The organism is Glaciimonas sp. GNP009 (genome assembly GCF_054343755.1).
This window is the reverse complement of record NZ_JBTGUV010000004.1, coordinates 4,122,567-4,134,765: the sequence shown is the minus strand read 5'-3', so window position 1 is coordinate 4,134,765 and position 12,199 is coordinate 4,122,567. Positions and strand designations below refer to the sequence as shown.

Genomic DNA, 12,199 nt, shown 5'->3' with positions numbered 1-12,199 from the left:
AGTCAATACACATTGAATGCGCACGGAGCTTTTTCGATATGCTTTTGCGGTATTCAATGATCTCATTTAGGAGTTACTATGAAATCCAACACAAACCGCTTAACCCAAGCAAGTACTACAGAAAATCCCTATACCGTATGGGGCGACCTGACAACCCAAACGCGTGAAATGATGACAGCGTCCGCGCAAGTCATCACACATCGCAGTGTTCGTATGGCAATGGCTGGCCCTGTACCAAATCAACGCGATCAGGAAGAGTTTAGCTTAATGGGACAAGAAAAAATGGATGCACTTTCTGAGTCGGCCCATGCCATGACAATAAGGATGCTGGGCTTGCATCAGCAAGTGGCGAAACTCGCAATTCAGGAGTTATTGAACGGCACTAAAGAACTGATTGCCTTTGCGACCGGCACTTTCTTCAAGCCCATTCCAATCGAAAAAAACAAGCTCATTGACCGGCATATGAAACAGTCCAGCAATTTACTGTCGCAGTTAAACGCCTCAATTGCAGAGGTTGCTCAGACCGGATTGTACCCATTGCACTCAAGAGCGACAGCTAATGCAATACGGTTGGCAAAGCTTGAAACGGTTGAGTAAAAGCTTGATTAAAGCTTACATCAGTTTCGGGCAATCCATCAGCCTGCAGCGCCCATGCGAATGGAGAGTCACCAGTTAATTCAAGCAAAAGCGGCTTTGACACCGCATATCTGCTGCACAAGCAGATAGCGAGCTTGGAGTGTAGAGGAGAGTATAAAGTCCAATCCGACCCGGATGTCAATTTTATGCCATCACTCACCAAGGCATCCTCGCTCCACGGACGGTCGGCGTTTGACCTCATTTTGTACAACGCCTCCCGCTCGCTCCAAAGAGCATAAAAAGCTGCTTTTTTTTCCGCGTCCTTGTGCTGGGATAGCCATTGGTTCTCGGCGCAGGTAAATGCAATGTCTCCTAAAGATGTAACATCACGACTGGCATCCAGCGCCTCAATATCAAGGCCAAGCGGCGTATCAACGCTCACCGCGCAAGCAACCCAGCCACGGCTATGAGATAAGCTTAAAAAAGGCAGATCGATAATTTCCTTAGACAATCTGTCTGGAAGCACCGGTAACGGTGCGTTATCTTTACGGTCAACAACGCCTATATCAGTGAATGCTAAATTAGCTAGTCGCGCAACGGCAAACCGTAAAAGAATCCGCCCTATTAAAAACTCGCGCTGCCGCATTGGTCTGATAAAACGGCGATAACGTTGTTGTTCAGCTTCGGTCAGACAGGCGAGCCACGGCGCAAGTATGTGGTCCGGCCAATGACGCCCGTCGACCAACCAAACTGAGGCGGCACGCATAAATAGTCTTATCCAAATCTTTTAAAAATCAATGACGTATTAATTCCACCAAACGCAAAATTATTCGACATAAAATAATCGCACTGAATGGCCCGCCCCTCATTCGTGATGTAATCCAGATCAGCGCAGCGCGGATCTAATTCCGTCAAATTGATTGTCGGGGCAAACCAGCCTTCCCGCATCATTTCAATACCGGTCCATGCCTCTAAAGCACCGCATGCACCGAGCGTATGGCCGGTATAACTTTTCAACGAACTTATGGGAACCTGATTGCCGAATACCTGCGCCGTGGCGTGAGACTCAGCAATGTCACCTTGCTCTGTACCCGTGCCATGTGCGCTGATATAACCAATTGCAGACGACGATAGAGCCGCATCCTGCAGTGCTAACTCCATCGCAATGCGCATCGTATCGGTATTGGGATGCGTTACATGGCAACCATCACTGTTGGTTCCAAATCCGACTATCTCGGCGTGAATTGTTGCGCCGCGCGCACGTGCATGCTCCAATTCCTCCAGAATGAATGTTGCGGCACCTTCACCGATCACCAAGCCATCGCGTTTCGTGTCAAATGGTCTCGGCGTCGATTCAGGCATGTCGTTGCGTATGCTGGTCGCAAACAAGGTATCAAAGACTGCCGCTTCGGTCGCGCACAACTCTTCGGCACCGCCAGCAATCATGATGTTTTGCCGACCACTACAAATCGCTTCATAGGCATAACCAATGCCTTGACTACCTGAAGTGCATGCACTGGATGTTGTTATCACGCGGCCGGTCACGCCAAAAAACACACCAATATTCACTGGCGCCGTATGGGCCATCATCTTGATATAAGTCGTCGCGTTGATCCCTCTTGTCGAGCGCTCTTCCATCATCTTGCCGAAATCACCTATCGCTTTGGGCGTGCCCGCGGACGAACCATAAGCGATCCCACAACACCCATTTTTGAGTAGTGGATCATCGATGAGACCTGCATCAATCAACGCCACTTCAGTCGCTCGGGTTGCCATCAATGCGACCCGTCCCATGCTGCGCATCGTTCGCCGCGTGTAGCGATCAGACAGCGTAAAGTCTGTCGCCGGTGCGCCCAATTGGGTGTTCAATCCATCATAATCGGCCCACTCTTCCATCCGCACGATCGCGTTACGATAACTGCCCAGACGCGCACGGATACTTGTCCAATCATTTCCTATCGGGCTGATTCCTGCCATTCCGGTGACCACTACGCGACGCCGCGTCATGCCATTCCTCCATTGACAGAAATCACCTGACGCGTGATGTAAGCGGCATCAGTTCCCATCAGGAAACACACGGTAGCTGCAACTTCTTCCGGTTTACCTACACGCCGGGCTGGAATCATTTTAAGTGCCTCCTCAAGCGGAACATCTGCGATCATGTCGGTTTCAATTAAACCCGGTGCGACACAATTAACCGTAATGTGGCGCTTCGCTAGCTCGATTGCCAGCGCCTTGGTAGCACCAATGATGCCGGCCTTCGCAGCGCTATAGTTGACTTGTCCGCGATTGCCGATCAATCCCGATACTGATGCCAATGTCACAATGCGACCTGGCGCACGACGATGCACCATCGGCATCAATAGCGGATTGAGAACATTATAGAATCCATCCAGATTGGTCTTTAACACCAGATCCCAATCTTCACCCGACATCGCGGGAAAAGCATTGTCTCGGGCCACACCGGCATTACACACCACACCGTAATAACAACCATGCTCTGCGATATCTGCCAACAAAATATCAGACGTACGCTGCCGGTCACCGATATCACACTGCAACACACGTGCCTGACGACCCATCGCACGTATTAAAGCGGCTACCGCTTCCGCCGCATCGCGCTGACGATGACAATGTAATACGATGTCATAGCCCTCTCGTGCCAATCGCAATGCAATGGCCTTACCGATTCCACGGCTTGACCCGGTTACCAGTACCGACTTGCTTAAGTTGTCGGCTTTACCATTGTCGGCTTTACCATTTTCATTATTTACTATTGCCAACGTCATTCCACCATTCCTTCAAGAAAACCAGTCACATCATGCGGTTGAAACACGGTAATAGTGGCACGCACTAAAGGCCGCATATTGTTATCCGCTTCGCCAGCAAGATCAAACAGCGTCCCTGCAACCTCACCGCGCTTCATTTCGTCTACGCTATCGGTGGCGTCATAGATTGCGCACTCAAATGATCCGAGTCCATTATCGGCCTGCATAAGTCGTTTTACCAAAATATGCAATACTGCGCCCAATGGAAAAAAGCCACAACTTGCCTCATAACGTCGCGTGCCAAGCAAAAATCCTACTTTTACCGGATTGCCATCGATGCGTGCCTTATAACCAGCAAAAGCTGCAATAGCTTGCGCCATATATTCCACGCCAACCCAACTTCCAACACCATCGGTTCCCATAAATAGACTATCTGCTCGAATCACTACCTCAGCGCATAAACGCTCTTCGTCAGCGAAAACAAACCGATCAAGCAAAACCATCACACCCGAATGTGGCAACAAACTCTGAATATTCGGTGGTGCAAAACGACCAGATGCCACACCATCCGTTGATGAAATTAAAAGTGATGCAAGCTGCTTTTGTGCAGGTTGCATTTTCACTGCATTGATTACCTCATTGATTACTCCATCAACCGCTTGATTCATTACTACACCGCTAGGCTCTATAGAAACCTGACTGATATCATCACTGTCAATTTTGCAGGAAACCTCGCCCATTATTCGCGTCCCATCACCAGCGCTGCGTTAGCGCCACCAAATGCAAATGAGTTACTTAGCGCCCAGCGCAATGGATGCCCAAGCCGATATCCTTCAGGTAGTAGATTCAATTCCGCCAACTTGTTATCCGTGACACCATCCCACAAATGCGGTGGTAAATAACCGCCAGAATTGTCATCTTGCATTGCCAGCCAACACAAACCGGCTTCAACTGCACCCGCTGCACCTAAGGTATGACCGGTATAAGCTTTAGTCGAACTTGCGGCGACTCGGTCGCCAAAAATAGTATTCACGACCCTACTTTCCATAGCATCGTTTTGCTGGGTAGCCGTACCGTGCAAATTGATGTAATCGATCTGCGTCGCGTCGACGTTGGCCCTTCTGAGCGCTTGGGTAATGGCAATTCGGGCACCGTTACCATCTGGATCTGGCGCAGAAATATGATAACCATCAGAAGACTCGCCCCACCCGCGCAATGCTACCGTCGCAGGTTTTGCACTCATCAAAAACAATGCTGCACCCTCGCCAATATTAATACCGTCGCGATTGGCGCTAAATGGATTGCACCGCACTTTACTGACCGACGCCAGAGCACCGAATCCAGCTACAGTGAATGCGCATAACGAATCAACTCCGCCGGTAAGTACTACATCAGACAAACCCATCTGGATTAGTCGTGCGGCGCTCGCCAACGCTTTGGCGCTGGAAGCGCAAGCGCTGGAATGCACATAAGCCGGACCAGTTACTCCTAACGCATCGGCTAACATCGCTGCGGCTGATCCCATCTCTTGTTGTCTATAAGTAAAGTTTGGCGGAAATTTTCGATCCGCAGGGTCCACGCTTGCAGTTTTCCCATACGCCGCGTGAAATGCCGCTTCGGTTTCGGCAATGCCAGAGGTACTGGTGCCAAGTACAATCGCTATCCGGTCGGGTCCGTACTGTTCGATGACGGCATCCACTGCTGGTCGTATCTGTTTTAACGCAGCCAACAGCAGTTGATTATTCCGGCTACGATGGGCTAGCGGGTAGTTACCACGATCCATCGTAGGCAAAACACTTTCCACGCAACCGATCGGCAACGCACCAACGGATGAATAGCGATCCGTCATCACAATGCCGGTTTGGCCGGCAAACAGGCGCTGACGGATTCCGGCATGGGTATCGCCAAGCGCGCAAATAAGACCCAGTTCGTTTAAATAAAACATATTCAAATGACCAAATTAAGGTGCCGCAATGTTTATCGGCGTACTTGAACTATCGCCGCCAACTGACTCAATTGTCAGGCGATAGTGATAACGGATGTTCGTTAATTCCACCTTGCCGCTCCATGGCGACGCATTACTATAAACAATGACAGTGACCGGGACGCCATCACGCAACAAGGTCCGGCGCAAACCCTGTTGTTCAATTTTCCAGCCTTCAGGCAACGCCTTCCGAATGGCTTCTACCGGCCATAAGGTCAGTTGCGTATCCTCCAACACGTCATCCGCCCGAACTTGAGACGGCAGCATCCGATGACGCCAGGACTCTAACGTTTTTCCATCATAATGCAAAGTCAATACGCGTTGCCCCAACGCCAACCCGACCATATTTAATTCTTTAGGATCAATTTCAAGCGCAGCATCCAGTTGATCAGTGCGACCATTACGTTCAACCGTCAAATGCTGTTGCAAGCTGATGCTGGCACCCAATGACGCTGGCGACAGTTTTAAACCTAATCGCTCTGGCGGTGCCGCAGGCTCGGTACTGGCGCAACCCGCCATCAGCACGGCCACCACGATTAAGGCCGCATAACGTTTGCCTATCGCAGTCAAGCGCATATTTCCTCCAGCGCCTTCAAACGACGCTTACTTTCGCGTACATAGGGATTACTCTCGTCCCACGCGTAACCAGCCAAAATTGACGAAATCATGCGACGAATTTCGGGTTGCTGATTTTCATGAAAAATAACGTTTTGAAATCCACCGCCGTACCACGACTCAACAAACGTCCGAAACGTATTGACGCCTTTTTTGAGTGGAGTCGCATACTCACTCTCCCAATCGACTTCAGCGCCGGATAACTGGCGACCTAATACTTCGGCAGCCAAACTGGCAGATTTTAAGGCAATAGTGACACCCGAAGAAAATACCGGATCAAGGAACTCACCAGCATTGCCAAGCAACGCATAACCTTTTCCCCATAACGATTTAACATTGGCAGAATAACCGACGATAGAACGCGCTGGCGTATCCCAGCAAGCGTTTTCCAGCAGTTTCCGCGATGCCGGATCTTCATTCACCAGCGCTTGAAGACGTTCAGTGTCCGACCCTTGATATTTAGCCAAAAACGCTGTTTCGGCCACCACGCCGATCGAACAGCGACCGCCAGCGAACGGAATCAGCCAATACCAGACGTCGCAATGCTCAGGATGCACCGTGACACGAATTTTATTCCGATCAAATTCTGGTGAAGCGATGCCATCTTCAATATGCGTAAAAATCGCACCACGAACAGGAAAATTAGATGGCGTTTCCAGTTCCAGCAAGCGCGGCAAAATACGGCCAAATCCACTTGCATCCAAAATAAACTCTGCTTCAACCTTATATTCTATGCCACTCGGATCTTGCACCTTAACACGCGGCTTGCCGCCATTGAGGTCGACAGCGGTGACTGTATGCTGAAAACATATTTCAGCGCCTTGGCGCTCTGCTTCTTTGGCCAACAACTGATCGAAATTGGCACGTTGCACCTGATAAGTGGTGCCCCAACCGTTAGCATGTTTATCACGAAAATCGAAAGCAGTGTATTTTTTGCCGCGCACAAAAGCTGCGCCATTTTTATATTGAAATCCAGCTTCAACTACCGCTTGCAGCATGCCGGCCTGCTCCAGATAAGCCATACTTTGCGGCAATAAACTTTCACCAATACTAAAACGCGGAAACTGCTCACGCTCAAGGACCAGGACCTGGCGACCTTGCTGTCGCAATAACGCAGCTGCGACCGATCCTGCCGGACCCGCACCGATTACGACAACATCACACTTCTTAACGTTAATATCCATTTTTTCTACCTTTACAACCGTGAGTTTTTACTTTGGCTAAAACAAGGTGCTATCAGCCACACAATCGCGATGCCAACCAACATCGTGAATCCAAACGCATGCAACGGCGGCGTACTTGATAACGCTAATAGCCCGAATGACAATAAGGCGCTTACAGCCGACAAACAAACCGCCAGCCAGGCAAACCGTCCTGCGGGATCTTGATGGTCAGTTTTCTCCTGCAAAAAAATACCGTAATCAACACCCAATCCGAGGATCAGCATCAGCGCCAGCATATGAAACATTTGCAAGGGTTGACCAATAATCCCTAGTAAAGCAAGCACCCCAATACTGGCAATAGCTGGAGGCAACACCACACGCCATCCTGCAAAACGATAACGCCCGAACAGCAGCAAGAAAATGGCAACATAAGCGCCCAGTAATACACTTCCCATATATTGCCGGTAATCACCCAATACAGTAGAAATTTCGCTCACTTTATCGACCCATTGGACACCATCCAAGTGCGATGCTGTCTTTTGTAACAGGGGTAAATTCGCATAATTATTCAGACCACGCAACGCCACAATGCTGGCAAAAGTCACACCATGCACACCCTCAACCCGACCAAGCCAAAGATGTCGTGACGGTTCACTCGCCGGGGTTTTTAAAAATGCATCAGGCGTCAAAGTGCTGGGGTTGGTACCAACCTGAGTTGCCGCACCCAACGCCCGCTCACGCATCTGCTTAATCCAGCTTTGGTCCTCGCCAAGTTGCGCCGCCAGGGCTTTCAACGGTCCGTCTTTACCTAGTAGAGCGCGCTCCACTAATACGCGGTTCGCGATTTGCGCTTGCATTGATGGCGTCCAGCTGGACATCGCCTGATAACCGCTGATTACGTGCTGCGCGATCAATGGATCGAGCCGTAACCGCAGCGCTTCTTCACGTTGCAACACCTGTTCCGCGCTATCACCGCGGATCAGATAAAATTGCACAGGAGTCGGTGCTTCGAGTATTTTTGATAATTTGATCTGATCGTCTAACAACACTTTGGGCGGGGCCTGCAACGAGCGGATGTCATCGTTGACGCGCAGTCGGGTTAATCCAGTCACCACGAAAACACCAAATAATATCGCTACCAGCAAGGTGGCAAAATTACGTTGTAAGCGCGGCCAGTGACGACGACTCGCTCCACACCAGTCGGCAAAACGTGTCCCCTTTAAAGTCGACGGCTGGACCAAATTAGGAAACCAGCAAACGACCGTCAGCCACGCAAATATCAAACCCAGCACCGAAAATACCGCCATCTGCCTTAGCCCTGGAAAAGGCGTCAGCGCCAACCCGATGTAGCCAATCACAGCAGCGGTCAACGTCAATAACAATCCCGGCAATAGACGCCGTAACAATTGGTGCGACGGTAGGGACTTATCACTTCCTGCACGACTACATAAAAAATAGATGCCATAATCCTGTGCAACACCGATCAGACTAGCGCCAAACACAAGGGTCAGCAAATGCACGCGTCCAAAAATAAGCCAGCAAATTGAAAAGGCTCCAAGGCAGCCGATAGCGATCGACAGAACAATCAAGCCGACAGGCCGAAATGCACCGAATGTCAACCACATCAGCAGTACGATCCCAAGAAGCGAACCTACACCAATGGTCGACATCTCGGCGCTAGCCTGAGCGCTGGCAGCACCAGCGTGCAATATCACACCGGCGCTAATCAACTCAACTTTGGGAACGGTTAATTTGGCTGCCTTGGCAGCGACGTTCAGCAATGGCAATACTGCTTGCTGGTTTGCCATTGAAAACGCCGGTTGACGCAAAGTCAGCAATAGCATCACATATTGGCGGCCATTGGCCTCCACGAACAAATAGCCATCACGGGGCCTGACCGGCGTCTCTTGCGCGCGCGCCTGCACCCAGCCCGTAAACAAGCCAAACGGATCATCCTGCCACGCACCCAATTTAGGACCAGAAAAAGGACTATATAACTGTCTCAAGGCGGACTCAACCCAGAACGCCGGTGGCTTCTCCTGCAGCAGCTTTTGCTGCTCGGCGGTCAACAAACTGAGTCGATTTTGCTGCGATGGCCCTAACCAGTCGGTCTGCGCTTGCTCCGACATCGGTGCTGTGGCCTCGAACAATGCGGGATGTTTGATCAGTACCGCAGAGTAAGCATCGGCAGCTGCACGCGCTTGCGCCCAATCGTCGGCCCCAACCAGCACAATAACCCGTTGCTGGGCCGAATCCACCATATGTGTGAACGCTTGTTGTAAAACCGGATCACGCTGCTCCACGGGCAATAACGCAAGAATATCAGTATCGGGTACGACCTTTTGTACCAACCATAGATAGGCGTTATGACTCAATATCAGCCCAACCACCAGCAGCCAGATCCACACCAATCGTTTCGGCCACTTGCTAACACTATTACTGGTTCCGGTATCGATTTCAGTATTGGCCTTATCAGCGGCCTCGTTAGTCAAGTGCGGCCCCTTCTTCGCTGGTCATCGCATTTACGCCGCTCTGCACGCCGGAGAAAGTAATCTCGGTGCGGTCACCACTGGCTTCGTTGATCGTCACGCTTTTGACGGTAGTACCGCCGGTCAGTGTCAGCGTACCGATCGCTTTGGCTAGCGCCGGTTGACGTGCCTTTAGAGCGACTTTCCAGATGCTGCCCTGAATGCTGCCATCCATGTCAAACAAAGATTCCAATTGACTCAAATCGCCAGCTACTAAAGAGAACATCACGCTATTGATCATTCGGACTACCGGTTCCTGCTTGGCATCCAGTCGCATAGCCACGCGATCACCCTGCATTTGCACGATCTCATCGCGCTTGAGACGCAATGTATTCGGAAATGGCTGCAATGTTCGCCATAGAACACCTTTGCCGCTCACAACACAAAAACGACCATTCGACAGTAATGGTTTTTTGATTCCCATCAGTTGCTTGGCTTGGTCGAAGCGACCACACAAGACCGGCGGCTTTGCCAACATTTCCTGTATTTTTGCGATAGGTGCAGCCGCTTGCGCAGATGCAGCCAGAACGATGAAAAAACCACTAATCAAAACTGGCGTGACTATCGACGAAAATAAACCGGATGAAAATAAACGTTTCATGGTGTAGCAATTCCCAATTTTTGAAACAACACAGCAGGCGAAGCAAAACACATTTCACGCGTCGCGATATCAACCGCGACTTGCGTGGTCGTACCCTTGGTCAAGCGCTGGCCGGTGGTAAGATCGGTGATTAAATAATCCATCTTCAGGCGATTTTCCCATTCGACAATACTTGCGCGAACGCTGATATCTTGACCAAACGTTGCGGGGTGAACATACCGCAGATGTAAATCAATCACCGGCCATGCATAACCCGAATCCTGCATTTCCGAGTAGTTGTACGCAATCGCATCGAGCAGCGCGCATCGTGCTTGCTCCATATACTTTACATAATTGCCGTGCCAGACAATGTCCATCGGGTCAAGATCGTAAAATTGTACTTTCAAGGCAATCTCGGCAGTCCAGCGACTTTCCTTTTTATACATATAAATCCCATGCTTTCGAATTGATACGCGCCAGCAACAAACGCAAATCAGGCTCTAACATACGGTCTTCCTTGATCGCCGCAATATCATCCGCCAGCACATCCAGCATTACTTGCAAGTTCTTTTGGGGTTTTGCTGTCTCGTCCACCCGGCAGCGCAGCCAAACACCTTGGCGGACGCTAATTAACAATGCCGCCGTTACTTGTTCGGTCAATTGCAGCACCCGCAAACAATCCCGCGCAGCAATCGTACCCATGCTGACTTTGTCCTGATTATGACATTCGGTAGAACGTGAAAATACGGAGGCTGGCATGGTCAGTTTCAGCGCTTCAGCGGTCCAGGCCGATGCACTGATTTGTAGCGCTTTTAAGCCATGATTAATACTAGCCCGCGGTCCTTCTGCGCCTGATAGATTGGATGGCAAGCCGTGGTTATAACGACTATCGACCAGTAACGCCATCTGCCGATCTAATAAGTCGGCCACGTTGGCAACCGCATTTTTCATGCTATCCATAGCGAAGGCAATATGACCACCATAAAAATGACCGCCATGAAGCACGCGTTCATTTTCACCGTCAATGATGGGATTATCGTTAGCACTATTGAGTTCATTCTCAATCGATTGCCGCATCCAGGTAAGCGCATCGGCCAGGACACCGATCACGTGTGGGGCGCAGCGAATCGAATAACGATCCTGTAAACGCTGTTCGTTGCGAGGCGCATCTGGAGCCGGCAAATCCTGGCGTAACCATGCGGCAACTTGTTGTTGCCCTGCGTGCGGTTTGACAGCAAATAACGCCTCGTCGAAGTGATGTGCATTGCCGTCCAGCGCAAAGCTCGACATCGCGGTAATGCGGGTGGCAATGCGCACCAGATACTCGGCGCGGTCATATGCAAGGCAGGCCAGCGCCGTCATCACAGCAGTACCGTTCATGATCGCCAGACCTTCTTTGGGTCGCAAACGTAATGGTGTCATGCCGACCGCAGCCAATGCCTCGGCAGCAGATACTTTGACGCCTTTACGCCAGACTTCGCGCTCACCACACAGCACGGCGGCGAGATAGGATAACGGCGTCAAATCACCGCTAGCCCCGACGGATCCCTCTGCGGGAATCAACGGCAACAAATCTTCTTTCAACAGCCGAGTAATCTGTTCGAGTAGGCCGACACTGACACCAGAATACCCTTTACACAACGACGCCAGGCGGACCGCCAGAATAGCCCGCGTCTGCTCGGGCGTAAAATGTTCCCCGAGACCACAGCCATGATAGGTATATAAATGATGCGGTAATTCCAGCACTAATTCAGCCGGCACATTGACCATACAGGAATCCCCATAACCGGTCGTCACGCCGTAAATAGTTCCGTCCTCTCGCAACAAACGATCCAGAAAATCGGCTCCGCGCATGATCGTGGCCCGAAATACGGGATCCGTAGATAGGGTCACTTTTGCTGAGCCGGACGCGATCTCGACAATATCTTCAATCGTCAGACGCTCTCGATCAAAACAAATATTTCGCGGCAAAATGTCAGGCATCT

General features: G+C 50.6%; 12 protein-coding genes. 1 reads left to right on the top strand and 11 read right to left on the bottom strand.

The window, feature by feature from the left end; translation table 11 throughout:
* The first annotated feature begins 78 nt into the window (after window positions 1–78).
* Window positions 79–597: a polyhydroxyalkanoate granule-associated phasin gene (locus tag ACXX82_RS19140; RefSeq protein WP_458563494.1), complete on the top strand. Its 519-nt coding sequence runs from the start codon at window positions 79–81 to the stop codon at window positions 595–597.
* On the opposite strand, the gene ACXX82_RS19135 is transcribed toward ACXX82_RS19140, so the two are convergent.
* The 11 genes from ACXX82_RS19135 to ACXX82_RS19085 form a co-directional block, all read right to left on the bottom strand.
* The gene (locus ACXX82_RS19135) at window positions 557–1,222 is read right to left on the bottom strand and encodes a 4'-phosphopantetheinyl transferase family protein (RefSeq protein ID WP_458563493.1); all 666 of its coding nucleotides are present in this window, start codon (window positions 1,220–1,222) and stop codon (window positions 557–559) included. The two genes, ACXX82_RS19140 and ACXX82_RS19135, sit on opposite strands and share 41 nt — an antisense overlap.
* A 128-nt stretch (window positions 1,223–1,350) precedes the next feature.
* Window positions 1,351–2,583 carry a beta-ketoacyl-ACP synthase gene (locus tag ACXX82_RS19130; protein WP_322237417.1) on the bottom strand — a complete coding sequence of 411 codons (1,233 nt, stop codon included), beginning with the start codon at window positions 2,581–2,583 and terminating at the stop codon, window positions 1,351–1,353.
* Window positions 2,580–3,365 carry a 3-oxoacyl-ACP reductase FabG gene (gene fabG / locus ACXX82_RS19125; RefSeq protein ID WP_458563492.1) on the bottom strand — a complete coding sequence of 262 codons (786 nt, stop codon included), beginning with the start codon at window positions 3,363–3,365 and terminating at the stop codon, window positions 2,580–2,582. Before fabG ends, ACXX82_RS19130 begins: the two co-directional genes overlap by 4 nt.
* The gene (locus tag ACXX82_RS19120) at window positions 3,362–4,012 is read right to left on the bottom strand and encodes a hotdog family protein (RefSeq protein ID WP_322237412.1); all 651 of its coding nucleotides are present in this window, start codon (window positions 4,010–4,012) and stop codon (window positions 3,362–3,364) included. The genes fabG and ACXX82_RS19120 overlap by 4 nt, the downstream gene beginning before the upstream one ends.
* A gap of 71 nt (window positions 4,013–4,083) precedes the next feature.
* Entirely contained in the window at window positions 4,084–5,289 is a 1,206-nt protein-coding gene (locus ACXX82_RS19115) for a beta-ketoacyl-ACP synthase (protein WP_458563491.1), read from the bottom strand.
* A gap of 15 nt (window positions 5,290–5,304) precedes the next feature.
* Complete coding sequence (locus tag ACXX82_RS19110; protein WP_458563490.1) at window positions 5,305–5,904, bottom strand: DUF3261 domain-containing protein; 600 nt, start codon at window positions 5,902–5,904, stop codon at window positions 5,305–5,307.
* On the bottom strand, window positions 5,895–7,127 hold the full coding sequence (locus ACXX82_RS19105; RefSeq protein ID WP_458563489.1) for an NAD(P)/FAD-dependent oxidoreductase: 1,233 nt from the start codon (window positions 7,125–7,127) through the stop codon (window positions 5,895–5,897). Before ACXX82_RS19105 ends, ACXX82_RS19110 begins: the two co-directional genes overlap by 10 nt.
* Window positions 7,128–7,138: 11 nt before the next feature.
* Window positions 7,139–9,514, bottom strand: a complete 2,376-nt coding sequence (locus tag ACXX82_RS19100; protein WP_458564028.1) for an MMPL family transporter — start codon at window positions 9,512–9,514, stop codon at window positions 7,139–7,141.
* Between the two features lie 76 nt (window positions 9,515–9,590).
* The gene (locus tag ACXX82_RS19095) at window positions 9,591–10,235 is read right to left on the bottom strand and encodes an outer membrane lipoprotein carrier protein LolA (protein ID WP_323507103.1); all 645 of its coding nucleotides are present in this window, start codon (window positions 10,233–10,235) and stop codon (window positions 9,591–9,593) included.
* Window positions 10,232–10,660, bottom strand: a complete 429-nt coding sequence (locus ACXX82_RS19090) for an acyl-CoA thioesterase (protein ID WP_322237398.1) — start codon at window positions 10,658–10,660, stop codon at window positions 10,232–10,234. The genes ACXX82_RS19095 and ACXX82_RS19090 overlap by 4 nt, the downstream gene beginning before the upstream one ends.
* Entirely contained in the window at window positions 10,653–12,197 is a 1,545-nt protein-coding gene (locus tag ACXX82_RS19085) for an HAL/PAL/TAL family ammonia-lyase (RefSeq protein WP_323507104.1), read from the bottom strand. The genes ACXX82_RS19090 and ACXX82_RS19085 overlap by 8 nt, the downstream gene beginning before the upstream one ends.
* Between the last annotated feature and the right edge of the window lie 2 nt (window positions 12,198–12,199).